General features: G+C 70.0%; 24 protein-coding genes. 12 read left to right on the top strand and 12 right to left on the bottom strand.

Annotated features, from left to right (window positions below; translation table 11 throughout):
- Positions 1-124 precede the first annotated feature (124 nt).
- The 3 genes from ACW14X_RS06880 to ACW14X_RS06890 all read left to right on the top strand — a co-directional run bounded on the left by ACW14X_RS06880 (position 125) and on the right by ACW14X_RS06890 (position 2,843).
- Positions 125-598 carry a DUF2505 domain-containing protein gene (locus ACW14X_RS06880; protein WP_457165109.1) on the top strand — a complete coding sequence of 158 codons (474 nt, stop codon included), beginning with the start codon at positions 125-127 and terminating at the stop codon, positions 596-598.
- A gap of 51 nt (positions 599-649) precedes the next feature.
- Entirely contained in the window at positions 650-1,126 is a 477-nt protein-coding gene (locus tag ACW14X_RS06885; protein ID WP_160024749.1) for a DUF2505 domain-containing protein, read from the top strand.
- Positions 1,127-1,250: 124 nt separating this feature from the next.
- On the top strand, positions 1,251-2,843 hold the full coding sequence (locus ACW14X_RS06890; protein WP_457165110.1) for a lysyl oxidase family protein: 1,593 nt from the start codon (positions 1,251-1,253) through the stop codon (positions 2,841-2,843).
- 1 nt (position 2,844) lies between these two features.
- Here the strand turns inward: ACW14X_RS06890 and ACW14X_RS06895 are convergent, their stop codons facing one another.
- Entirely contained in the window at positions 2,845-3,189 is a 345-nt protein-coding gene (locus ACW14X_RS06895; protein ID WP_160024751.1) for a DUF6912 family protein, read from the bottom strand.
- A 15-nt stretch (positions 3,190-3,204) separates the two neighbouring features.
- A complete protein-coding gene (locus ACW14X_RS06900; RefSeq protein ID WP_201451087.1) occupies positions 3,205-4,659 on the bottom strand; it encodes a wax ester/triacylglycerol synthase family O-acyltransferase in 1,455 nt (484 codons plus the stop codon).
- Between the two features lie 92 nt (positions 4,660-4,751).
- Between ACW14X_RS06900 and ACW14X_RS06905 the strand changes: the two genes are divergently transcribed.
- The 3 genes from ACW14X_RS06905 (at position 4,752) to ACW14X_RS06915 (ending at position 6,835) form a co-directional block, all read left to right on the top strand.
- Entirely contained in the window at positions 4,752-5,126 is a 375-nt protein-coding gene (locus ACW14X_RS06905; RefSeq protein WP_160024752.1) for a hypothetical protein, read from the top strand.
- The gene (locus tag ACW14X_RS06910) at positions 5,123-6,451 is read left to right on the top strand and encodes a hypothetical protein (protein WP_457165111.1); all 1,329 of its coding nucleotides are present in this window, start codon (positions 5,123-5,125) and stop codon (positions 6,449-6,451) included. The genes ACW14X_RS06905 and ACW14X_RS06910 overlap by 4 nt, the downstream gene beginning before the upstream one ends.
- A gap of 123 nt (positions 6,452-6,574) precedes the next feature.
- Complete coding sequence (locus ACW14X_RS06915) at positions 6,575-6,835, top strand: helix-turn-helix domain-containing protein (RefSeq protein ID WP_091049065.1); 261 nt, start codon at positions 6,575-6,577, stop codon at positions 6,833-6,835.
- Positions 6,836-6,926: 91 nt separating this feature from the next.
- On the opposite strand, the gene ACW14X_RS06920 is transcribed toward ACW14X_RS06915, so the two are convergent.
- Positions 6,927-7,415, bottom strand: coding sequence for a MarR family winged helix-turn-helix transcriptional regulator (locus tag ACW14X_RS06920; protein WP_457165112.1), 489 nt, complete (start codon positions 7,413-7,415; stop codon positions 6,927-6,929).
- Between the two features lie 82 nt (positions 7,416-7,497).
- On the opposite strand from ACW14X_RS06920, the gene ACW14X_RS06925 reads away from it, so the two are divergent.
- A complete protein-coding gene (locus tag ACW14X_RS06925) occupies positions 7,498-9,375 on the top strand; it encodes an FAD-binding protein (protein WP_457165113.1) in 1,878 nt (625 codons plus the stop codon).
- Entirely contained in the window at positions 9,372-10,280 is a 909-nt protein-coding gene (locus tag ACW14X_RS06930; RefSeq protein ID WP_457165114.1) for an LLM class flavin-dependent oxidoreductase, read from the top strand. Before ACW14X_RS06925 ends, ACW14X_RS06930 begins: the two co-directional genes overlap by 4 nt.
- On the opposite strand, the gene ACW14X_RS06935 is transcribed toward ACW14X_RS06930, so the two are convergent.
- The 3 genes from ACW14X_RS06935 to sigE form a co-directional block, all read right to left on the bottom strand.
- Positions 10,277-11,674: a S1C family serine protease gene (locus ACW14X_RS06935; protein ID WP_350837269.1), complete on the bottom strand. Its 1,398-nt coding sequence runs from the start codon at positions 11,672-11,674 to the stop codon at positions 10,277-10,279. The genes ACW14X_RS06930 and ACW14X_RS06935 overlap by 4 nt on opposite strands.
- A gap of 70 nt (positions 11,675-11,744) precedes the next feature.
- Positions 11,745-12,212: an anti-sigma factor gene (locus ACW14X_RS06940; RefSeq protein WP_160024758.1), complete on the bottom strand. Its 468-nt coding sequence runs from the start codon at positions 12,210-12,212 to the stop codon at positions 11,745-11,747.
- Positions 12,209-12,805: an RNA polymerase sigma factor SigE gene (gene sigE, locus ACW14X_RS06945; protein ID WP_201451088.1), complete on the bottom strand. Its 597-nt coding sequence runs from the start codon at positions 12,803-12,805 to the stop codon at positions 12,209-12,211. The genes ACW14X_RS06940 and sigE overlap by 4 nt, the downstream gene beginning before the upstream one ends.
- A gap of 178 nt (positions 12,806-12,983) precedes the next feature.
- On the opposite strand from sigE, the gene ACW14X_RS06950 reads away from it, so the two are divergent.
- On the top strand, positions 12,984-13,619 hold the full coding sequence (locus ACW14X_RS06950; RefSeq protein ID WP_457165115.1) for an O-methyltransferase: 636 nt from the start codon (positions 12,984-12,986) through the stop codon (positions 13,617-13,619).
- Between the two features lie 90 nt (positions 13,620-13,709).
- Here ACW14X_RS06950 and ACW14X_RS06955 read toward each other — a convergent pair whose 3' ends face one another.
- From ACW14X_RS06955 to dapE, 6 genes are all read right to left on the bottom strand, one after another.
- On the bottom strand, positions 13,710-15,248 hold the full coding sequence (locus ACW14X_RS06955; protein WP_457165116.1) for a leucyl aminopeptidase family protein: 1,539 nt from the start codon (positions 15,246-15,248) through the stop codon (positions 13,710-13,712).
- On the bottom strand, positions 15,249-15,422 hold the full coding sequence (locus tag ACW14X_RS06960) for a DUF3117 domain-containing protein (protein ID WP_008358749.1): 174 nt from the start codon (positions 15,420-15,422) through the stop codon (positions 15,249-15,251). It abuts the gene before it with no gap.
- A gap of 146 nt (positions 15,423-15,568) precedes the next feature.
- Positions 15,569-17,305, bottom strand: coding sequence for a hypothetical protein (locus ACW14X_RS06965; RefSeq protein ID WP_457165117.1), 1,737 nt, complete (start codon positions 17,303-17,305; stop codon positions 15,569-15,571).
- A gap of 15 nt (positions 17,306-17,320) precedes the next feature.
- A complete protein-coding gene (locus tag ACW14X_RS06970; RefSeq protein ID WP_457165118.1) occupies positions 17,321-17,659 on the bottom strand; it encodes a DivIVA domain-containing protein in 339 nt (112 codons plus the stop codon).
- A 3-nt stretch (positions 17,660-17,662) separates the two neighbouring features.
- The gene (locus tag ACW14X_RS06975) at positions 17,663-18,382 is read right to left on the bottom strand and encodes an LOG family protein (protein WP_160024764.1); all 720 of its coding nucleotides are present in this window, start codon (positions 18,380-18,382) and stop codon (positions 17,663-17,665) included.
- A complete protein-coding gene (gene dapE / locus ACW14X_RS06980; protein WP_400458726.1) occupies positions 18,379-19,464 on the bottom strand; it encodes a succinyl-diaminopimelate desuccinylase in 1,086 nt (361 codons plus the stop codon). Before dapE ends, ACW14X_RS06975 begins: the two co-directional genes overlap by 4 nt.
- A 137-nt stretch (positions 19,465-19,601) precedes the next feature.
- Between dapE and metX the strand changes: the two genes are divergently transcribed.
- Genes metX through ACW14X_RS06995 form a run of 3 tightly spaced genes read left to right on the top strand, consistent with a single transcriptional unit; the run spans position 19,602 to position 22,488 of the window.
- Positions 19,602-20,675 (top strand): homoserine O-acetyltransferase MetX, encoded by a 1,074-nt coding sequence (gene metX / locus ACW14X_RS06985; protein WP_457165119.1) that lies wholly within the window; start codon positions 19,602-19,604, stop codon positions 20,673-20,675.
- The gene (locus ACW14X_RS06990; RefSeq protein WP_457165120.1) at positions 20,672-21,994 is read left to right on the top strand and encodes an O-acetylhomoserine aminocarboxypropyltransferase/cysteine synthase family protein; all 1,323 of its coding nucleotides are present in this window, start codon (positions 20,672-20,674) and stop codon (positions 21,992-21,994) included. Before metX ends, ACW14X_RS06990 begins: the two co-directional genes overlap by 4 nt.
- Positions 21,994-22,488, top strand: a complete 495-nt coding sequence (locus tag ACW14X_RS06995; protein WP_457165121.1) for a CoA-binding protein — start codon at positions 21,994-21,996, stop codon at positions 22,486-22,488. The genes ACW14X_RS06990 and ACW14X_RS06995 overlap by 1 nt, the downstream gene beginning before the upstream one ends.
- The last annotated feature ends 25 nt before the right edge of the window (positions 22,489-22,513 follow it).

The following is a 22,513-nucleotide window of genomic DNA, read 5'->3' on the forward strand; positions in this document are numbered from 1 at the left end:
TGTGAGTCATAGGCTGACGACCTCTCAGCACCCTGGGGGTAAAGAGCATACTCCTGGAATGTGTCCGTTCTCTCGGCGGCTCTGTTGATGACTCTGACCGCACTAGGCGTCATGATGTGTGGTTATGAGCAAGAAGCTGTCGATCGACCTGGCCTACGACGCGCCGATCGCAGCCGTCTCGGGGATGCTCTCCGACGCGGCGTTCCGCGAGCAGGTCTGCGACGCCCAGCACGCGCTGTCCAAGAGCGTGGCGATCACCGGTTCGACGGTGAGCATCCGCTACGCCCAGGCGGTCAGCGGAGTGCCCGGGTTCGCGAAGAAGTTCGTCGGCGACACCATCGAGGTGCACCAGGACGAGATCTGGTCGGGCGACTTCACCTCCGGCGACCTCGAGGTCACGCTTCCGGGCAAGCCGGGCTCGCTCTCCGGCATCGCACGGCTGGCTGAGAACGGCACGAAGACCATCGAGACGGTCACCCTGACCGCTACCGTGAATGTGCCCCTGGTCAGCGGAAAGCTGGAGGATCTCATCCTCTCGATCTTCAAGAAGGCACTCGAGAAGGAGCATGAGGTAGGCACCCGCTGGCTCGCCGCCTGAGCCTCCTCATCCCCCATCCCAACCCGCAGAAGAGCCCCAAAGGATTCGGCAATGACGACGACCCTTCAGCACGAGCTCGTCTACGACGCCCGCATGGGCGAGGTGTCCGCGATGCTCGCTGATCCGGGCTTCCGCGAGCGGGTCGCCGACGCCCAGGGAGCGCTCCGTCGCCGGGTGACCATCGGCGGTGCGCCGCGGGAGGTCCGGATCGACCGGGTGCAGTCGACCGTCGGCGTACCCTCCTTCGCGAAGCGCATCGTCTCCGGCGACCTCACCGTCCATCAGAACGAGGTCTGGTCCTCTGACACCGTCGCCGTCGTCGACATCACCGTCCCCGGCGGCCTGGCCACCCTGCGCGGCAACATCTCGCTGTCCGAGTCCGACGGGCGCACCACCGAGAGCGTGCGGCTGAACATCAAGGTGCCCGTGCCGCTGGTCGGCGCCAAGCTCGAGGAGTACGTCGAGGAGCTGATGCTCAAGGCCTTCGACCTCGAGCAGGCGGTCGGAGCGGCGTACCTTTCTCGGTGATTCTCTCGATCCGATGCAACCGGATCGAAAAGTTAACCGTCCCAATAGGTGGCTGGCAATAAGTTGCCGGTACTCGGGCCCCGGATCAGGAGGGATTCGGGCCACACACTGGAGGGGCATCTCGATGGTCAAACCTCGTACTCGCACTCGGCAGCTGGTCTCGGCCGGCATCGGGCTGGTGGCAGCCGCACTCGTCGTCACGACGACGGTGACGGCGAACTCCGGTCCCGCGAGCGGCAGCACCGGCAAGGGAGCACTCAAGCTCGTGGCCGCCTCGGACACCGTCGAGGTCGAGGCCTGGGGCGGGGAGGCGTACGTCCAGCCGTCGGTCTGGCTGGCCGCCTACGACGCGGGCTTCGAGTTCCGCGCGACGCAGTCGGCCTATGACAAACCGGTCAAGCTGACCAAGACCGTCATCCGCGGCAAGAAGCGCACCACCACGACCGCGCCGGCCGCGATCGTCGACGGCATGAAGGGCTTCAAGAACGGGCTCCGGGTCACCCTCAAGAGCAAGTCCGGCAAGGTGATCCTCGACGAGAAGCGCCCGCTCTGCCCCGGCGGCTACGACCGGCAGCGGGTGCAGACCGACGGCGCCACCGGCCCGGTCTACCCCGAGTTCTGCGGCGGCAACTGGTTCACCAAGGGCGTCCTGTACGGCATCGAGCGCGGCATGGCGGTCCCGACCGTCTCCGACCTCGGCTTCCAGACCAAGGGCGAGACCGAGCTCATCATGACGATGAGCATCGACAAGCCGGTCGCCGACTTCCTCGGGCTGTCGACGTCCAACCGCACCGCCAAGCAGAACCTGGTCATCGTCGACCAGTGCCCCGACGGCAACTGCGAAGGGGAAGGCGGCGAGGGAGGCGTCGGCATGGGCGCCATGGCGGCCCACGGAGCCGACGACGACCAGGGCGCCCGCACCGTGGTGCCCCGAGAGACGCTCGAAGGCGGCGAGAACGGCCGCGGCCGGCTCCCGCTGGGCGGCGCCCGCGGCGAGATCACGCCGGGCAAGCCCAGGAAGGACACCCTGCCCGACCTCATCTCGCTGCCCGCCTGGCAGATCTCGACCGAGGTCGACGAAGGCGGCACCGACCGCCTCAACTTCGCCGCCAACGAGTGGAACGCCGGCCCCGCGCCGATGATCGTGGAGGGCTTCCGCCGCGGCACCGCGCCGGTCATGGACGCCTACCAGATGTTCTACCGTGACGGTAAGCAGGTCGGGGTCAAGAAGACCGGCACCATGGAGTTCCACGAGGCTCCCGAGCACAACCACTGGCACTTCCTCGACTTCGCCAAGTACGAGCTGGTCGACGCCAAGGACAAGGTCATCTCGACCAGCGGCAAGCAGTCCTGGTGCCTTGCGCCCACCGACCCGGTGGACCTGACCGTGCCCGGCGCTACGCTGCGGCCCAGCCAGACCGGCCTCGAGTCGGCCTGTGGCGAGAAGTCCGCACTCTGGCTGCGGGAGAGCATGCCGACGGGTTGGGGTGACACCTACAACCAGGCCCAGACCCAGGCCTTCGACCTGAGCAAGGTCAAGAACGGTACGTACCGGATCAAGGTCACCGTCAACCCCGACGGCAACCTCTACGAGCGGACCCGGTCGAACAACATCAGCTACCGCACCGTCACCATCGGCGGCAAGGCCGGCGCCCGCACCGTCAAGGTCCCGCCGTATCAGGGCGTCGACACCGAGACCTGGTGGAACGAGCGGTGATCTAGCCGATCAGGTCGGGGATCTCCTGGGTCGCGAACCAGCCCAGATCCTCGTCGGGGTCCGCGTCGGCCGGGCGATCCGCCAGGTCGGCGTGGACCGCGGCGACGAGCTTGAGCGGAACCACCTGATCGCCCAGAGCCGCAGGGGCGTCGACGACGATCACGACCCTGCGCCCGGGACCGGCCAGGAGCGCCGCCGAGTCGTCGGCGGCGCTCATCAGGGCGGCGTACTCGGCCTCTTCGCTGTCGTCGGGGGCCGCGTAGCCGTCGGCGGTGCCGGGCAGCTCGCCCTTGGCGTACCAGTCAGCGAGGAGCTCGAGCGTGGCGGGTACGTAGATGCGGGTCACGGGTCGGATTCTGCCTCACTCGCCGGAGTTCTTGACCACGCGCAGGCCCCGGGGCGCCCGGAACCGGCGTCCGGAGACGGTGTCGAGGAGCTCGTCGAGGGCCTCGCTGATGCACTGGCCGACCAGCGACGCGTCGGGCACCAGGTCGCGGTCGGCGGTGATCGCGAAGAAGACCTGCCCGTCGTAGGAGGTCACCCCGATCGCGAGGGTGTGCCCCTCGGCCAGCGGGTGGATGGGATAGGAGGCGACCAGCCGGGAGCCGGCGGCATAGCGCGGCTCCTGCGGTCCGGGCACGTTACATACGGAGAGCAGGTAGTCGTGCTCGCTCTCGGCGGCCACCCGGGAGCCGATCACGTGGAAGGTCGCCGGGGCGAAGCCGCTGATCCCGGCCAGCCGCTGCGCACTGACCGTGCGGGCGTGCGCCTGGTGCTGCTCGAAGGAGTAGGACACCTGGTGGAGACGGACCACCGGCGACGGCTCCGCGACCGGGAGCACCACGAAGTGGGGCGCCACCGCGGAGCCGAGCTGGGTGGGGTCGAGCTCCTCGTCGATCACCGAGACCGGCACCAGCGCCGGCACCTGGCGTACGCCGGCCAGGGACTGCTGCCGGGTCATCAGCCAGGCGCGCAGTCCGCCGGTGACGGCAGCCAGGATGACGTCGTTGACGGTGCCGCCGTGGGTGTCCCGGATGCGGCGGAAGTCGGCCAGGTCAGCCTGGAGCGTGACCACGAGCCGCTGCTGGGAGAGCGTCCCGTTGAGCGGCGTCGGCCGCTCCGGCGTGCGGCGGCTGAGCGCCCGGGCGATGCCGACGCCCGCGTTCTGGACATCCTTCGCCACCCCGGTGACCCGCCCCAGGGCATAGCCGCCCAGGCTGCGTGCGGTGCCGGTCAGGCCGCTGACCGAGGTGACCGCGTCGAAGACCGCACCCGCGACCAGTCGCGCGCTCGACTGCGGCTCCGGCGGCTCCCACAGGTCCGGCACGATCGGCCCGACCTCGGGCTTGTCGTCGAGGAGCAGCTGGACCAGGTCGACGGTCTCGGCGCCGTCCACCAGCGCCTGGTGGGTCTTGGTGATCAGCGCGACCCGGTCGCCGGCCAGGCCCTCGATGACGTACAGCTCCCACAGCGGCCGCGAGCGATCCAGGGGCCGGGAGACGATCCGTCCGGCGAGGTCGAGGAGCTGATCCATCGAGCCCGGACGGGGCAGCGCAGAGCGGCGTACGTGGTAGGTGAGGTCGAAACGGTCGTCGTCGGCCCAGACCGGGTAGGCGATGCGGCCGGGCACGACACGGACCCGTTGGCGGTAGCGGGGCACGAAGGCCAGCCGGTCCTCGACGTGCTCGAGGAACGCGCCGTAGTCGAAGCCTTCGGACTTGGGCTCGATCAGCTCGATGCTCGCCACCTGGTGCGGCACCGCCAGCGTCTCCCCGTCCAGGAAAGCCACCTCGCGTGGCCGAAGTCGGTCACTCACGCTGCCTCCTCATGCCCTCTCAGCCCCCTCTTTGGTTCATGTGCGATTGTGGCAGACGCCAGCTTGAACTTAGCCCACGAAACGGGGGAGCAATGCGCCTCACGGCCCGGATCATCGCGGTCGTGGCAGCAATCTGCGGGATCGCGTGCGCCGCGACAGCCTGCGGAAACGACGTCGCCACCGAGCCCAGCAAAGACAGCGACCCGGTGGTCGTCGAGATCAACTTCTCCGGTGACTCGGTCGACCCGCACGGGACCCAGATCGACGTCCCCGTCGGCCACGGAGTCGAGCTCGACGTGACCGCCGACGCCGCCGGCGAGATCCACGTGCACTCCGACCCCGAGCAGTCCGCCGCCTACGGCGTGGGCACCACACGGATCAGCCTGGGCGCATTCGACATCCCTGGTCAGTACGAGGTGGAGTCACACACCCTCGGCAAGACCATCGTCACCCTCGAGGTCAAGTGATCCTCACCCACGGCGTGGGTGGTCGCCAAGACCTCCCGCTGCCGCTCGAGTACGTCATCGCGGGCGCCGTCCTCGCCCTCCTCGTCTCCTTCGCGCTGCTGGTGCTGACCACCAAGCGCGCAGCCGAGGGCCAGGTCGTCGGCGTACGGAACCCACGCGGATGGCCGGTGCCCCGTCTCGGGCGTGTCGTCGACTCCCCCGCCTGGACCGCACTGTGGCGCGTCGTCGGGCTGTTGATCTTCGCCTACTTCGTGCTGGTCGCCTTCGCCGGCTCCGACAACGCCAACAACCCCATCTTCGGGATGACGTACGTCTGGCTGTGGGTCGGCCTCGTCCCGTTCTCCCTGCTCTTCGGGCGGGTCTTCCGGGCGATCAGCCCGGCCCGCACGATCGTGGCCGGACTGACGTGGCTGCGCGGTGCCGGCGATCCGCCGCTGCGTCTGCCCGAGCGGCTCGGCTACTGGCCGGCGGCGTTCACGCTGCTCGCCTTCGCCTGGCTCGAGCTGGTCTACCCGGAGAACAACTATCTCGGCCCCGTACGTCTCTGGCTGGCCGTCTACCTGGCCGTGATGATCCTCGGCGGCGTGCTCTTCGGCGATGAGTTCCTGGAGCGCTGCGACCCGTTCGAGGTCTACTCGTCACTGACCGCGCGGCTGTCGGTGTGGGGACGTACGCAGGCCGGCAACCTGGTCCTGCGGACCCCGCTCGGCAACCTGGACACCCTGCGTCCGACGCCAGGGCTGGTCGCGGTCGTCTCGGTGCTCTTCGGCACCATCGTCTACGACTCCTACCGGGAGTCGCCGCCATGGCTCCAGTTCGTGCAGAACCCGGAGATCTCGGGCAGCACCGCCTACCTGATCAGCAACGTCGCCCTGATCGCGTTCCCGCTGCTCGTAGCCGGTTTCTACTGCGCCGGGACGATGCTGACCGGCGTCGGGGACGTGCCGCGCCGGGCGCTGCCCGGCGAGCTGGCGCCGTCGCTGGTGCCGATCATCGTCGGCTACGTGGTGGCCCACTACCTCAGCTACTTCTGGGAGAGCGGGCTGGCAACGCTGCGCAACGCCTCGGATCCGTTCGGAAACGGAAGCGACTGGTTCGGAACCGCGGACCTGCCGGTCTCCTACTTCTTCGCCTTCCACGCCACGCTGCTGGCCGTCATCAAGGTGGCCGCGGTGATCACCGGACACGTGCTGGGAGTCTGGTCGGCCCACATCCGGGCGCTCCAGGTGCTTCCGCCGCAGCACCTGGTGACCGGGCAGATCCCGCTTCTGCTCACGATGGTCGGCTTCACTGTTGGTGGGTTGTATCTACTGTTCGCTGCCTAGCGCGTCTCTGCTTCACGGTTCACCCACCACGCATCCACAAAGCAGCGCAACAGTACCTAATGCGGACTAACAGGTTGGCTCGATGGTTTACGGCCGCTTGCAGAGTCTGGGAGACTGATCCTTATGTCTGGTACCCCCCGCTTCCTGACTCTTGCCGACGTCGCCGAGGTGCTCAACACCTCGAGCGCACAGGTCTATGCCCTTGTCCGCCGTGGTGAGCTCCCCGCCATCAAGATCGGCGGGCGCGGCCAGTGGCGCGTTGAGTCCAGCGTCCTCGAGAAGTTCATCGATGACATGTACTCGCAGACCAAGGCCTTTGTGGCCGACCACCCGTTCGTCGAGGCCGAGGCGCCCGCGCCCGCTGCCACGCCGGACGCTTCTTGAGTCACAGCAACCTCAACCCCCACAACTAAACCTTCCCCACAACAACGCGAAGAGCTGCCAGGCATGCTGCCGAGCAGCTCTTCGCGTCTTTTCACGCCTCGTGGTCCTCGCCGGTGACCACCGCACAGGCTTCCGGGCTGTGCGCGGGGGCCGCGCCGGCCGCCTTCCGGAGCAGCTGGCGCAGCATGCCGCGCTCCTCGGGCTCCAGACCGGAGAGCACGCCCGCCTCGGCGGCGGCCACCTGGCGGCACAGCGCGGCGACAGCCTCCGCGCCGGCCCCGGTCGCGACCACCTGGCGCTGGCGACGGTCGGCGGGGTTGGCACGCCGCTCGACCAGTCCGGCCTCGACCAGGTCGTCGACGAGGTAGGTCATCACCGTGCGGTCGATGCCCAGGTGGGTCGCCAGGGCGAGCTGGCTGGGCTGGTCGCCCCGGACGACCGCGCACATCGTCTCGTAGCCGCGCTGCCCGTGCGGGAACTCACCGATCGCGGCGTTGACGTGCTCCCGGTAGCCGCGCAGCAGGGTGCCGAGGCTCCATCCGAGGTCGGCATCGGTCTGCTCGTCTGCGTTCGTGGTCACGGGAACATCCTAGCAATTCCTGCTGTTGAACCAATCGTCTGTTTCACATACGATCTTCAACACCGCGTATTGGAGGATGTGCATGACGATCGAACTGGGCGTCGCCCTCGCTGCCGGCCTCGCCCCGGAACGACTGCTCTCCCTGGCCCGCCGGGCCGAGGAGGGTGGCCTGGACCTGGTCGTGCTCGACCCCGGCGCTGACGATCCGTGGACCGTTGCCACCTGGCTGCTCGGCAGCACCAAGGCGATCCAGATCGGGGTCGGCATCGAGGCGGCGGGCACGGCTGACCCCTCGGCCCCTGACGGATGGTCTCCACAGGTCGCCGAGAAAGCGAGGCAGAACCTCGACCAGCTCGCCGGCGCCCGCCTGCTCACCGACACGTCCGCATGGATCGTCGCTCCCGCGGGAGCGACCGCGGACTCACTGACCTCGTTGACCTCGCCGACCTCCGACGAGCTGAGCGGCCCCGGTGGCCGTGCGGTGGTCGTCCCGGCCACGACCGAGGCCGAGATCGAACGGGTCGCGGGGCTGCTCGCCGAGCTCGGCGGCCCGGATTCGGGCAGGCCCCGGCGTCCCGCGGCGGTGCGCGCGCTGCGCCGGCCGGGGATCGCCTACGACGACATCCCGGCGACCCTGGTGGCCGGCGCGGTGGAGCCGGGCGACCCGGGCTATCGCAGCGTTCGCTCGACCTATCTGCGCGGCGGGAGCCCAGGCCTGGCGCTGCGGCCGCGTACGCCGGCGGAGGTGTCCGATGCGATCGGCTTCGCCCGCCGCCACACCGACCTGCCCCTCGGGATCCGCAGCGGCGGCCACGGCGTGAGCGGGCGCTCGACGAACGACGGCGGGATCGTGATCGACCTGAGAGCCATGAACCGGATCGAGGTGATCGACCCGGCGCGGCGCCTGGTCCGTATCGGCCCCGGAGCCACCTGGAAGCAGGTGGCCGCGGCCCTCGACGCGTACGGCTGGGCGATCGGCTCCGGCGACTACGGCGGCGTCGGGGTCGGAGGTCTGGCGACCGCGGGCGGCATCGGCTTCCTCTCGCGCGAGCACGGCCTGACCATCGACCATCTGATCGCGGTCGAGATGGTGCTCGCCGACGGGTCGCTGGTCCGCGCCACCGCGACCGAGAACCCCGACCTGTTCTGGGGCGTACGCGGTGCCGGGGCCAACTTCGGTGTGGTCACCGCCTTCGAGCTCGAGGCCCACGAGGTCGCCGAGGTCGGTTCCGCCCAGCTGATGCTGGTCGTTCCCGACCTCGAGGAGGCGCTGCTCCGCTTCGGCGAGATCGCCACCGCCGCGCCTCGCGACACCACGGTGTTCCTGGTGACCGGCCCACCGCAGCCGGGAGGTTCGGTGATCCAGCTCTACGGGCTGGTCGACTCCTCCGACCCCGAGACCATCGTCGAGCGGCTCAACCCGTTCGCAGGCCTCGGCAGTCTCGTCCAGCAGCAGGTGGTGCTGGCCCGCTACACCGACGTCATGAACCAGGCGCCGGACGTCGGCAGCGACGGGCACCACGGCCATGGGGAGCCGCACTCGCACTCGGGGCTCATCGGCGCGCTCACCCCGGAGTTCGCGCGCGACGCGGCCGCCATGCTGCGTGCGGGCGGTGTGCAGTTCTTCCAGCTGCGCACCATGGGTGGAGCGGTCGCCGAGGTCGACCCGGGCGAGACCGCGTTCCCGCATCGTGATGCCGCCTTCCAGGTGACCGGTCTCGGCGGGAACCGGCGTGCGCTCGACGCAGCCTGGGACGGCTTGCGCAACCATCTGGACGGTCTCTATCTCAGCTTCGAGACCGACACCGATCCGGGCCGGCTGGCCGACGCCTTCGGGACCCGGGCGCTGGATCGGCTGCGGGAGATCAAACGACGCTACGACCCGCAGAACCTGTTCCGCGACAACTTCAACATCGCACCACACTTCAACTCGAACAACGACCCGGCGGAGGAAGCATGAGCGACTACGGACACGACCTACTCTTCGGCACCTTCGTCACCCCCAGCGCACGGACGCCGCAACGCGTCGTCGACCTCGCCGTCACCGCCGACCGAGCCGGACTGGACCTGGTCACCTTCCAGGACCACCCCTATCAGCCGGCACTCCTCGACGCCTGGACCCTGATCTCGTACGCCGCTGCGCGCACCGAGCACATCCACCTGGCCGGCAACGTCCTCTCCCTGCCGCTGCGCCCACCCGCGACGCTCGCCCGTGCGGTCGCCTCCCTGGACCGGCTGACCGGAGGCCGCATCGAGCTCGGACTCGGCGCGGGAGCCTTCTGGGACGGGATCGCCGCGATGGGCGGTCGCCGGCTCGGCGCCGGCGCGGGGGTCGACGCGCTGCGCGAGGCGATCGACATCATCCGGGACGTGTGGGAGACCGACAGCCCCGGCGGCGTCCACTTCCGCGGCGACTACTACGTCGCCGACGGCGTCAAGCGGGGCCCCGCCCCTGCCCACGACATCCCGATCTGGGTCGGCTCCTACAAGCCCCGGATGCTGGCGCTGACCGGTGCGCACGCCGATGGGTGGCTGCCCACGATGGAGTACATCGAGGGTGGTCCGGCCGCGGTCCCCGGCCTCAACGAGCGCATCGACGAGGCGGCCGTCTCAGCGGGCCGCTCGCCCGGCGACGTACGCCGTCTTCTCAACGTCATGAACGTCTCGCTCCAGCCGGCCAGCCGCGGGCTGCTCGACGGACCGGTGGACCAGTGGGTCGAGGATCTGGCCGGACTCACCCTGGAGCACGGCTTCTCCGCGTACCTCATCGGAGGCGACGACCCTGCCATCACCGAGCGCCTCGGCGCCGAGATCGCCCCGGCCGTGCGGGAGCTGGTCGCGGCGGAGCGGGGCGTCGATGTCTAGGCGAGGTTCTCGGTCTGCGCCTCGAGCTTGATCTTGAGCTCGTGGCGGGCGCCGTTGCGCATCACCGTGAACTCGACCGTCTCCCCGGGCTGGTGGGCACGGATGGCGACGATCATGCCGATCCCGTCGGTGACGGTGACGTCTCCGACCTTGGTGACCCGGTCGCCGTCCTTGAGCCCACCGGCGGCGGCCGGCGAGCCGGCGTCGACCACCGAGATCAGCGCTCCGTTGTGATCGGCGGCCTGCACGTCGACGGAGGCGCCCACGATCGGGTAGGTCGCCTTGCCGGTCTTCAGGATCTGCGCGGCGGTCACCTTGACCTGGTCGATCGGGATCGCGAACCCGACGCCGATGCTGCCGCCCTCTCCGCCCTCTCCCCCGCCGGCGGTCGCGATGGCCGAGTTGACCCCGATCACCTGGCCGACGAGGTTGACCAGCGGGCCGCCGGAGTTGCCGGGGTTGATCGCCGCGTCGGTCTGGACGGCGTTGATGTAGGAGGTGTCGTCCTCGGTCTGCCCGGTGCTCACCGGGCGCTGGAGCGCACTGACGATGCCCGAGGTCACCGTGGAACTGAGGCCGAGCGGCGACCCGATGGCGACGACGCCCTCACCGATCCTCAGCCGTGACGTGCTGCCGAGCGAGGCCGGCTCGAGCTCCTTGACCTCGGGAACGTCGAGGACCGCGAGGTCGTAGACCGCGCTGCGCCCGACGACGTCGGCCTTGTAACGGCGGCCCTTGTGGTCGACCACCTCGATGCTGCCCTTGGCCTTGGCGGCGTCGGCGACGACGTGGTTGTTGGTCACCACGTGGCCGTTCCGGTCGAAGACGAAGCCGGAGCCGGTCGCGGCGTCCTCGACGCCCTGATACTCGGCGAAGATCTGGACCGTCGAGGGCAGCAGCGTCGCGGCCACCTTCACGATGCTGGCGTCGTCCCCCTCGAGCGGCGCGTCGGTCTCGATCGAGCCCGGCTCGAGCCCACCGCCGGCCAGGCTGGACATGTCGTCCTGGTCCTCGAGTACGCCGCCGGCATAGCCGCCCAGCACGCCGAGCAGGAACGCGACCGCGGCCGCGAGCGCCCAGATCGGGCCGGGGACACGGCGGCGCTGCGAGGAGTCGGTCCGGGGTGAGGACGGTGGTGGCGCAGGCGGGCTGTCGAACCCGGGCAGGGAACCGCCCGGCGGTGGCGGCGGCACCATCGGCGGCAGCGGAGCGGTGTCGGCGGCCGGAACCGGCTCCACGGCAGGTCTCGGCATACCCGGCAACGGCACCTCGGCCGTGTCCCGCTCGTCGTCGACAAGGTCGTCGGGGGACGACTGCCCGGCCGGGGGCACGTCGGACGGTGGTGCCCAACGGGAGATCGGCCGCGACTGGTCGTCTTGTGGTTCCTGCGTCACGACACCCATTCTTCCCACTCGCCCCAACAATGGGCAGCCCGGGTCTCGTGTCGCGTCGCCGGGCCGATGCTCAGCGGCGTACGTGGGCGACGACGGGGGCGCCCGGAGTGCCCGGCACCTGGGTGACCGCGGTGACCGGAAGATTCCTGGGAACCGGCGCGTCGGCCGGCGCGGCGGCGAAGGCGAACATGCCGAAGACAGCGGCACCGACAGCACCGCCACCGGCGGCGACCATCACCAACGTACGCCGCATCGACCGGGGGTCGGAGTAGGTCTCGTCGAGGTCGTCGGCGGGCCACATCGAGGCGGCCAGGACACCGCCGCGGAGCGAGCCCTTGAGGTCGGCCGGAGCGGTGACGCCCGGGTCGACGCTGAGACCGGCCAGGCGTCGCTTGAGCCAGCCCTCGCGCTCCACCGCGCGGCGGCAGGCGCAGCACTCGTGCACGTGCGCCCAGGCCCGCTCCTCGTCTGCTGCGGGGAGCTGTCCGTCGAGAAGGGCGCTGATGCGCGCGCCGAGGTGGTTGCCCAGAAGACTCATGAAGCCCCGCCCCACAACACCTTGGGCCCGGAGTGACGCAGTCGTCCGCCGCGCGGGGCGCGGTGGGCGAGGTTGTCACGGAGCATCGCCCGGCCGCGGTGGATACGCGAGCGGACGGTGCCGAGCTTGGCACCGAGGATCTCGGAGATCTCCTCGTAGGAGAGCCCCTCCACGTCACAGAGCACGACCGCGGCCCGGAAGTCGGGCGGCAGCGTGGCCAGCGCGCGCTCGATGTCGTCATCGAAGCGCTGGTCGGTGTAGGCCACGTCCGGCGTCGGGCCGCTGCTCGTCAAGCGCGAGGCGCGCTCGTCGGAGAGGGCATCGAAGCGGATCCGCTGCTTACGACGGGCCTGGTCGAGGAAGAGGTTGGTGGTGATCCGGTGCAGCCAGCCCTCGAAGGTGCCGGGGCTGTAGGTGTCGAGAGAGCGGAAGACGCGCACGAAGACCTCTTGGGTGAGGTCCTCCGCGTCGTGGCGGTTGCCGGTGAGACGGTAAGCGAGCCGGTAGACCCGGTCGGAGTGCTTCTCCACGATCTCGTCCCACGTCGGAACACCCGGCTCTTCGGTCGGGGTCTGCATGGGCTCCGCGGTCATGGTGCTCCTGTCGTCTGTCTCGCTGATCGCTGACATCTCCTACGGTAGATCGCCTAGGACCGGAAGGGCTGAGAGTTGCCTGTGAGGCTCCTATTTTTCCTCTTCCTGTGCTCTTCCAACGCACAAGTTGGATCAGGCGTTCCCGCACCGTTACGCGAAACAGGTTAGGTTTTGCGGTGTGACCAGCCCTGTCTCGACCGCAAGTTGGACCTACGCCGACGAGTTCGTCGCGGAGGACGACCTCCTCGCAGCCGCCCGATCCCGGGCCGAGGAGGTCGGAGTCGCACCCATCGGGCCGGGCGGCGGTGCGGCGCTGCGCTTCCTCGCCTCCGTCCTGGATGCGAAGAACGTCGTCGAGGTCGGCACCGGCACCGGTGTCTCGGGGCTGTGGCTGCTGCGCGGCATGCGCCCCGAGGGGGTCCTGACCACCGTCGACATCGAGACCGAGCACCAGCGGCTGGCCCGACAGAGCTTCACCGAGGCCGGTTTCGGCCAGCGGCAGGCGCGGTGCATCGCCGGCGCCGCCCTCGACGTACTCCCCCGGCTCACGGACAACCACTACGACCTGGTCTTCGTCGACGGCGACAAGACCGAATACTCGGCCTACCTCAAGGAAGCGCTGCGCCTGCTCCGTCCCGGCGGCGTCGTCGCCTTCGACAACGCGCTGTGGCACGACCGCGTCGCAGACCCGTCCGTACGCGACGAGGAGACCGCCACCATCCGCGAGCTCAACCAGCAGGTCGCCGACAGCGACGGCCTCATCCCGCTGCTGCTCCCGGTGGGCGACGGCCTCCTGCTCGCCCGCAAGATCTAGCCGAAACGTCACGTACGTCGGCCGAGGCGGCATCTGCATGCCATCTCGGCCGACGTACGTGACCTCTCGGCCGACGCGGGTGACGTCTCGTCAGGAACCTACGCCGGAGAGCGGGTCTGCGCTCGCCAGCCAGCTGAGGAGGACCCGGGCGCCGAATCCGGTGGGACCGGGAGTGAGCTCGTGGACGTCGGCGTACGCATCACCGCAGGCGACGTCGATGTGGGCCCACGGGATGCCACCGGTGAAGTGGTGCAGGAAGAGCGCGGCAGTGATGGCGCCGGGCCCGCCGGGTGCGTTGTCGGCGTCGGCGACCTTCGAGGACAGCTTGTCCTCGTAGTCGGCGACCAACGGCATCCGCCACAGCGTCTCACCGGAGACCTCGGACGCCTCGGCCAGCAGCGTGGCCAGTGCGTCGTCGTCGGCGAAGTAGCCGGCCATCGTCTGCCCGAGCGCCACCCGCATCGCACCGGTGAGGGTGGCGATGTCGACCAGTGCGGCCGGCTTGAGCTTGTCCACGGCGTAGGCCATCGCGTCGGCCAGCACGAGGCGGCCCTCCGCGTCGGTGTTGGTGACCTCGGAGGTGCGGCCGCCGTAGTGGGTGACCACGTCGCCGGGGCGCAGTGCCGAGCCCGAGATGGCGTTCTCGGCGGCGGCGATGATGCCGACCACCTTGACCGGGCAGCCGATCTCGGCCAGCGCCGACATCACCGCGAGCACCACCGCACCGCCGGTCATGTCGCGCTTCATGTTGAGCATGCCGTCGCCGGGCTTGATGTTGAGCCCCCCGGTGTCGAAGGTGATGCCCTTGCCGACCAGCACCACCGTCGGCACCGTCTTCAACGAGTTCAGCCGCCCCGTCTTGCGGGGCGTGTAGTCGAGCCGGATCAGCCTCGGCGGGGTCGCCGAGCCCTGGCCGACCGCGACGATGCCTCCGAAGCCCTCGGCCGCGAGCTGGTCCTCGTCCCAGACGGTGACCTTCAGGCCGGTCTCGGCTGCCAGTGTCGTCGCCTGCCCCGCGAGCCAGGCCGGGTTCTTCACGTTGCTCGGGACCGAGGAGAAGAACCGCGCGCGCCAGCTGGCGCGCGCGATCGCCTGGGCCCGGTCCAACGCTGCCGCCTGGTCGTCGCCGAGGTCGGCCAGAGTGATCGTCTCCACCGGTTTCCACGGCGCCCCCTCGGAGCGCCAGTGGAAGAGGAAGGACCCCAGCGTCGCACCGGCCACGAACGGCTCGAGCCCGACCTCCGGGTCGGCCGCCGGGATGGTCGTGACCACCTCGGACCGATCCCGCACGGCGCGAGCCAGCGCGGCTCCCGCCCGCCGGAAGTCGTCGCGACGTTGCGCGCCGACACCGATGAGGAGGATCTGTCGCAGGGTGCCGGAGCCGGTGACGGCGTACGTCGTCACCTCACCGGCACTGCCGGTGGCGCCTTCGAACTCGAGATGACCCAGGAGGTCGTGTTGGTCGCCGAGGTCGACGGCCCCGGGACCGATGACCAACTCGTCCTCGCCCGGGATGACCGGGAGCGCGATGATCTCGGCATCCAGGCTCTCCGGGCCGAGCGGATTGAGCGTGAAGGTGGGCGGCCCGACCTGCGACGGCAGAGCCGGTGACGGCAGCGTTGTGGTCATCTACGCGTTCAGCCCAAGGCCTTTGATCTCTTCGCCGAGCGCGGCGGCCTCTTCGGCGTTCAGTTCGACGACCAACCGGCCACCACCTTCGAGCGGGACGCGCATCACGATGCCCCGACCTTCCTTGGTGACCTCCAGCGGACCGTCTCCCGTCCGCGGCTTCATCGCCGCCATGCGGCACCTTCTTCCGTGTCTCGCGTGTCGGCGCTCACCTGCCGGATGGCCTCGGAGCGCGCATTGCACGTCCATTATCCCTCATCAGGTCAGCAGACCTGACGGCAAGGTGCGAGTTTCGGCGGGTTGACCTGCCTTCGAACCTGTCAGATGACCGAGGTTCCGTAGGCCCAGGTCAGCCAGATCGCGAGGATCACCAGCGTGAGGTGCACCACGATGGCCGCTCCGGAGGACTCGTGGAAGGCTCCGTCCGGGTCCCGACGGTCGCCTCCGGCGGGCCGGTCGTAGGCATCGTCGTAGCGCTCGTCGTAGCGATCGTCATAGCCACGGTCGTAGGCCTCGTCGTAGTCGTAGCGCTGCGCGTACGCCTGGTCGTAGCCCTGCTCGTAGCCCGCGTAGGCCGACTCGTCGTAGCCCTGGTCCCGCTGCCGTCGACGCGGCTGCGCCTCGGGCGCGGGCGGGGTCGGGGCAGGGGGCCCGGTCCGGTCGCGGCCCCGGTCCCGATCACGGTCCCGGGTTCCGTAGGACTCGAAGGAGTAGGGATCGTACGTCTCGGTCCGCTGCCCCGGCTGGCGGCCGGCGGGCCGGCTCGGCGCGGGCGGCGGTGCAGGCGCGGGTGCGGGCTGGGGTGCCGGTTGGGGCGCGGGCCGGGGTGCGGGGCGCGGTGCGCGCGGCGGGCTCGGCTGCTGGCCCGGGTAGTCGGAGTAGCTGCTGTCGCGCCGGTAGCGACGATCGGCGAACTCGTCGTGGCTGTCGTTGCGGCGGTCGTCGTAGCGATCGTCGTAGCCGCGCGAGCGGCGCTGCGGCGGCTCCTGACGGCGACCCCACGGGTCCTGGCCGCTCCGGCCCGGCTCGCCCTGGCTCGGCTGGGGCTGCTCGGGCGCCGGCCGCTGAGGAGCCGGACGCTGAGGGGCGGGACGCTGAGGCGCCGGACGCTCGCGCATCGGCTGCTCCGGGGCTCGCCGCTCCTGCGCCGGTCGCGCGGGAGCAGGGCGGTCCTGCCGCGGCCGGGCAGGACCCGCCGGGGCCGGTGGCTGGGGCACGGGCTGGTGACGTACGGGCTGCTGCGGCGGCTGGGGCGCAGGCGGCTGGGGTGCGGCTGCCCGCCGAGGAGGCCTCTGCGGGGACGGCTGGGGCTGCGGTGCCGGCTGCAGCGCAGGCTGCGGTGCGGGCTGTGGAGCGGGCGGGGGCGGTGTCTGCCGCCCGGCCACGCGGCGACCGATCTGCCCGTCCCGCGTCGGAGCGGGGGCCGGAGCAGGCGCCGGAGCGGGGGCCGGAGCTGGCGGCGGCGCAGGCGAGGGGTCGCGCTCGATCGGCGCCATCACCGCGGTCTCGTCGACACCCGAGGCCGCTCGCCGGGGCTCGGGCCGGCGTTCGGCCGGACGTCCCTGCTGGGCGACCGGCTGAGGAACGGGCTGCTGGACCGGTCGGCGCGGGTCCGCGTAGCCCGCCCGGCCGTCAGGCTCGGCGTAGTCGTCGTAACCGGGCTCGGCATAGCCGGCCTCGTCGTAGCCGTAGCCGTCCTCCGCGTATTCCTCCGCGTAGTCGTCGTAGTCGTCGTCATAGCCGTAGTCGTCGTGGCCGGAGGCTGCGGCGCGCTGCTCCTTGAGCCGGCGGGCGACCAGGTAGAGACCCGCGATCGCGGCGAGCCAGATCCCGAAGAGCCCGATCACCCCCGGGATGTCGCCGCCGAGGAAGAACGACGACGGCGAGGCGAGGAAGAGGACCCAGACCAGGAGGCCGGCTGCACCGGCGTACAGGTGGATCTTGGACGGCAGCCCCGCCTCCTGCGGCTGCAGGAGATGTGGCTTCAGATAGGTGAGCGCGACGATCACCGCGACCAGGGCGGTCACGGCGTAGACGAGTACGGCAGCGAAGCTCACGGCAGCGATTCTGTCCTAGACGTCGGGCGAGCCCGAATCGGGCTCGGGCGTAGGTGATGTGAGTCCCCCGACTCCGACCTCGGCACCGGCATCCCCGGCTGCGGTCGACTCACGCCATTCTGCCTCCTCGGCAAGGCGGGCGATCAGAGCGTCCACCTCGTCCATCCGGTAGCCGCGGAAGGCCACCGAGAAACGTACGTGACGCAGGTCTGCCGCCTCCAGGACGCGGTCGCGGGGCACCAGAGCGTCGGGCTGGTCGCCGTACTCCTCCCCCATCGGCGCGCCTGTCCCGGCGGCTACGAGGGCGACTCCTCCGAGAGCCAGCACGATGAGTGCCGCGAAGATCCAACCCATGCGTCAGTCACGCGCCTTCAACATCAGCTCGACCGCCTCGTCCACGTCGTCGGTGAGGGTGATCATGTCCAGGTCGCTCTGCTTGATCCGGCCGTCGGCCAGCATCGTCTCGCGCATCCAGTCGAGCAGCCCCTCCCAGTGCTTCACGCCCATGAGCACGACCGGGAACTGGGTGATCTTCTTGGTCTGGGAGAGCGTCATCGCCTCGAAGAGCTCGTCCATCGTGCCGAGACCGCCGGGCATGACGACGTAGCCCTGGGAGTACTTGACGAACATCATCTTCCGCACGAAGAAGTAGCGGAAGTTGAGCCCGAAGCTGACGTAGTCGTTGAGCCTGGCCTCGAAGGGCAGCTCGATGCCGAGGCCGATCGACTCCCCACCGGCCTCGAGGGCGCCCTTGTTGGCCGCCTCCATCGTGCCCGGACCGCCGCCGGTGATCACCACGAAGCCCGCTTCCGCCAGACCTCGGCCGACAGCCTCGGCCTGCGCATAGGTCGGGTGGTCCTTCGGCGTGCGCGCCGACCCGAAGACCGAGACCGCCGGGCCGACCTCGGAGAGGTCGTTGAACCCCTCGACGAACTCGGCCTGGATCTTCATGACCCGCCACGGATCGGTGTGGACCCAGTCGCCGTGGCCGGAGCTGTCCAGCAGTCGCTGGTCGGTGGTGCTGCCGGCGGGGCGCCCCTTGGTAGGGCGTGGGCCGGAGCCGCTGCGTCGGGTCATGCGGTCAACCAATCACGAAGGGCCTGCTCGCACGCGGTGATCTCGGAGATCCGCACGTGCTCGTCGGCTTTGTGGGCGAACATCGGGTCACCTGGACCATAGTTGACCGCCGGTATGCCCAGAACCGTGAACCGCGCCACATCGGTCCAACCGAACTTGGGTCCGACCTCACCGCCGACCGCCTCGATGAACGCCTTGGCCGCCGGGCGGTCGAGACCGGGCAGCGCACCCGGGGCCGAGTCGGTCAGGGTGACGTCGTAGCCCTCGAAGAACTCGGTCACGAACGCCAGCGCCTCCTCCTCGCTCCGGTCCGGCGCGAAGCGGTAGTTGACCGTCACCACGCACTCGTCGGGGATCACGTTGCCCGCGACTCCCCCGGCGACGAAGACCGCGTTGAGGCCCTCGTGATACTCCAGCCCGTCGATGACCGGCTTGCGCGGGACGTACGACTCCAGGCGGCGGAGCACCTCGCCGGCCTTGTGGATCGCGTTGACGCCGCGCCAGGAACGGGCACTGTGGGAGCGCTCGCCGGTGGTGCGCACCTCCACCCGCAGCGTGCCCTGGCAGCCGGCCTCGACGCCGGCGTTGGAGGGCTCCATCAGGATCGCGAAGTCTCCGGCGAGCAGGTCGGGCTCGCTGGCCGCGAGCTTGCCGAGACCGTTGTGGACGGCCTCGATCTCCTCCGCGTCGTAGAAGACGTACGTCACGTCGCGGTTGGGTGTCCGGAGGGTCGCGGCGAGCTTGAGGATGACCGCGTCGCCCGACTTCATGTCGCATGCGCCGAGGCCGTGCAGGATGCCGGTGGCCTCGTCGAGGCGGCTCGGGAAGTTGCCGTTGACCGGCACCGTGTCGAGGTGGCCGGCGATGACCACACGCTCGGGGAGCCCGAGGTCGGTGCGCGCCACGATCGAGTTGCCCCGCCGCTCGACGACGAGGTGGTCGTACGCAGCCAGCGCCCGCTCCACGGCGTCGGCCAGCTCGAGCTCGTTGAGGCTCACCGAGTTGATGTCCATCAGCTGCCGGGTCAGCGTCACCACGTCGGTCGTCAGGTCGATCTCGGGAGTGTCAGGACTGGTTGTCACAGGCGCTAGTCAACCAGCCGTCCATGAGAGATCACGCGGGGGACCTGGCTGCCTGGATGCCGGACATCCATCCGCGGGCTCGACACGCACGCTACATTCTGTAGTTAACGACTCGACTTAATGGAGAGAGGGTGTCGATGACCACCGTGCGGCACGCCCGCCTCTTCGACGAGGCCGACCCGCTACACCTGTCCGGCGGCGACACACTGGGACCCGTCGACGTCGCCTACGCCACCTACGGCGAGCTGGCACCCGCCCGCGACAACGTCGTCTTCATCGCCCATGCGCTCACCGGCGACGCCGAGGTCACGGAGTGGTGGCCGACGATGGTGGGCCCCGGGAGACCGGTCGACACGGACCGGTTCTTCGTGGTCTGCGCCAATCTCCTCGGCGGCTGCCGGGGCACCACCGGCCCGTCCTCGACCGATCCCGCCACCGGCCGCGCCTGGGGGCTCGACTTCCCACTGATCTCGGTCGCCGACCTGGTCACCGTCCACCGCCGGCTGCTGGCCCACCTCGGCATCGAGAAGCTCCACGCCGCCGTCGGCGGATCGCTCGGCGGCATGCAGGTCCTGCAGTGGGCCGCCGACGCCCCCGGCCAGATCGAACGGGCGGTCCTGGTCGCCGCCTCAGCCCGGTTGAGCGCTCAGAACATCGCGCTCTCGAACGTCGCCCGGCAGGCGATCCTGCGCGACCCCGACTTCCGCGGCGGACGCTACCCGGACCACGGCGTGATCCCCGCCGACGGCCTCTCGGTGGCGAGGATGCTGGGCCATGTCACGTACGTCTCCGAGCCCGGGCTGGAGGAGAAGTTCGGCCGGTCGCGGCGCGGCGCCACCCCGGGATTCGGCATCGACTTCGAGGTGGAGAGCTATCTCGACCACCAGGCGAGCTCGTTCGTCGACCGCTTCGACGCGCTCTCCTACCTCTATCTCTCCCGCCTCCTCGACTACTTCGACCCGTTCGCCTCGGCGGGTTTCGCCGAGCGGATCCGCGACACCCGGTTCCAGGTCATCTCCTTCGACTCCGACTGGCGCTTCCCCACGTCCCACTCGGTCCTGATCGAGAAGGAGCTGCGCTGCGCCGGCGTCGACGTCGAGCGCCACGAGATCGCCTCGACCTGGGGCCACGACTCGTTCCTGCTCGACCCGCCCGGCTATCTCGACCTCGTCCGGAGCTTCCTCACCGATCGAACTGGAGTTGGTTCATGAGTGACCACGCGTACGGCTTCAACACCCGTGCGATCCACGCCGGCAACATCCCCGACGGCGTCAGCGGCGCCCGGGCGCTGCCGATCTACCAGACGGCGTCGTTCGTCTTCGACGACACCGCCGACGCCGCGGCGCGCTTCGCGCTGCAGAAGTACGGCAACATCTACACCCGCGTCGGCAACCCGACCGTGGCCGCGTTCGAGGAGCGGCTCGCCTCCCTGGAAGGGGGCATCGGGGCGGTCGCGACCGCCTCGGGCCTCTCGGCCGAGTTCGTCACGTTCGCCTCCCTCGCCGGCGTCGGCGACCACATCGTCGCCTCCGCCCAGCTCTACGGCGGCTCGGTCACCCAGCTCGACGTCACCCTGCGCCGCTTCGGCGTCTCCACGACCTTCGTCTCCTCAACCGATCCGGAGGCGTACGCCGCGGCGATCCGCCCCGAGACCAAGCTCGTCTTCGCCGAGACCGTCGCCAACCCGTCCGGCGACATCGCCGACCTGGAGGGGCTGGCCGACGTCGCGCACGCGCACGGGGTGCCGTTCGTCGTCGACTCGACGATCCCGACGCCGTACCTGTCTCGGCCGATCCAGTGGGGCGCCGACATCGTGGTGCACTCGGCCACCAAGTTCCTCGGCGGACACGGGACCACGCTCGGCGGAGTCGTCGTCGAGTCCGGCCGGTTCGAGTATTCGCCGGAGCGGTTCCCGCTCTTCCACGAGCCGGTCGAGCACTACGGCGGGCTGTCGTGGTGGGGCAACTTCGGCGAGTACGCCTTCCTCACCCGACTCCGCGCCGAGCACCTCCGCAACGTCGGCGCGACACTGAGCCCGCAGTCCGCCTGGCAGCTCGCCCTCGGCGTCGAGACCCTGGCGCTGCGGGTCCAGCGGCACGTGGAGAACGCACGGGTCGTCGCCGAGTGGCTCGATGCCGACGACCGGGTCGAGAACGTACGCTGGGCCGGCCTGCCCTCGCACCCGCACCATGCGCGGGCGCAGAAGTATCTGCCCAAGGGCCCCGGCAGCGTCTTCTCCTTCGACGTCCGGGGCGGTCGCGCCGCCGGCGAGCGGTTCATCGAGTCGGTCGAGCTCGCCAGCCATCTGGCCAACATCGGCGACGCCAAGACCCTGGTGATCCACCCCGCCTCGACGACCCACCGCCAGCTCAGCGAGTCGCGGCTGGCCGAGGCCGGCGTCGCCCCCGGGCTGGTGCGGATCAGCGTCGGCATCGAGGACGCCGACGACATCATCTACGACCTCGACCAGGCGCTGACCGCCGCCGTACCAACCGTTTCGGGCTTCGCTTCGACCAGGAAGGAGATCTGATGGCCATCCCACAGATTCCGCACGAGCCGAGCGCACGCGAGCGGCAGGGTCTGCTGCAGGCCACGAGGTCGATCGCGATCGTCGGCTTCTCCCCCAACACCGCGCGGTCGAGCTACTACGTCGCCACCTACCTCACCCAGGACACCGACTATCGGCTCTACTTCATCAACCCGAACGCCGCGGGTCGTGAGGTGCTCGGCCAGCCGGTCTACTCGAGCCTGGCGGATCTCCCGGAGACTCCCGACGTCGTCGACGTCTTTCGGCGCGCGAGCGACCTGCCCGCGGTCGTCGACGAGGTGGTCGCGCTGGGGTCGCCGGTGGTGTGGTTCCAGCTCGGGCTGACCAACGACGAGGCCGCGGAGTCGGCGCGCGCGGCGGGGCTGACCGTCGTCCAGAACCGCTGCCTCAAGATCGAGCACGCCCGCTTCCACGGCGGCCTGCACCTGGCCGGGTTCGACACCGGGTTGATCACCTCACGCCGGACCGCGCGGTGAGGTCCCTTCCTTAGTCGAGTTAGTT

Source organism: Nocardioides sp. YJ-D4 (assembly GCF_054031495.1).

Bases quoted from the DNA above. Each gene is read 5' to 3' on its own strand.
- ACW14X_RS06880 (WP_457165109.1), top strand. From the start codon at position 125: ATGAGCAAGAAGCTGTCGATCGACCTGGCCTACGACGCGCCGATCGCA.
- ACW14X_RS06885 (WP_160024749.1), top strand. From the start codon at position 650: ATGACGACGACCCTTCAGCACGAGCTCGTCTACGACGCCCGCATGGGC.
- ACW14X_RS06890 (WP_457165110.1), top strand. From the start codon at position 1,251: ATGGTCAAACCTCGTACTCGCACTCGGCAGCTGGTCTCGGCCGGCATC.
- ACW14X_RS06905 (WP_160024752.1), top strand. From the start codon at position 4,752: ATGCGCCTCACGGCCCGGATCATCGCGGTCGTGGCAGCAATCTGCGGG.
- ACW14X_RS06915 (WP_091049065.1), top strand. From the start codon at position 6,575: ATGTCTGGTACCCCCCGCTTCCTGACTCTTGCCGACGTCGCCGAGGTG.
- ACW14X_RS06925 (WP_457165113.1), top strand. From the start codon at position 7,498: ATGACGATCGAACTGGGCGTCGCCCTCGCTGCCGGCCTCGCCCCGGAA.
- ACW14X_RS06930 (WP_457165114.1), top strand. From the start codon at position 9,372: ATGAGCGACTACGGACACGACCTACTCTTCGGCACCTTCGTCACCCCC.
- ACW14X_RS06940 (WP_160024758.1), bottom strand. From the start codon at position 12,212: ATGAGTCTTCTGGGCAACCACCTCGGCGCGCGCATCAGCGCCCTTCTC.
- sigE (WP_201451088.1), bottom strand. From the start codon at position 12,805: ATGACCGCGGAGCCCATGCAGACCCCGACCGAAGAGCCGGGTGTTCCG.
- ACW14X_RS06955 (WP_457165116.1), bottom strand. From the start codon at position 15,248: ATGACCACAACGCTGCCGTCACCGGCTCTGCCGTCGCAGGTCGGGCCG.
- ACW14X_RS06960 (WP_008358749.1), bottom strand. From the start codon at position 15,422: ATGGCGGCGATGAAGCCGCGGACGGGAGACGGTCCGCTGGAGGTCACC.
- ACW14X_RS06970 (WP_457165118.1), bottom strand. From the start codon at position 17,659: ATGGGTTGGATCTTCGCGGCACTCATCGTGCTGGCTCTCGGAGGAGTC.
- ACW14X_RS06975 (WP_160024764.1), bottom strand. From the start codon at position 18,382: ATGACCCGACGCAGCGGCTCCGGCCCACGCCCTACCAAGGGGCGCCCC.
- metX (WP_457165119.1), top strand. From the start codon at position 19,602: ATGACCACCGTGCGGCACGCCCGCCTCTTCGACGAGGCCGACCCGCTA.
- ACW14X_RS06990 (WP_457165120.1), top strand. From the start codon at position 20,672: ATGAGTGACCACGCGTACGGCTTCAACACCCGTGCGATCCACGCCGGC.
- ACW14X_RS06995 (WP_457165121.1), top strand. From the start codon at position 21,994: ATGGCCATCCCACAGATTCCGCACGAGCCGAGCGCACGCGAGCGGCAG.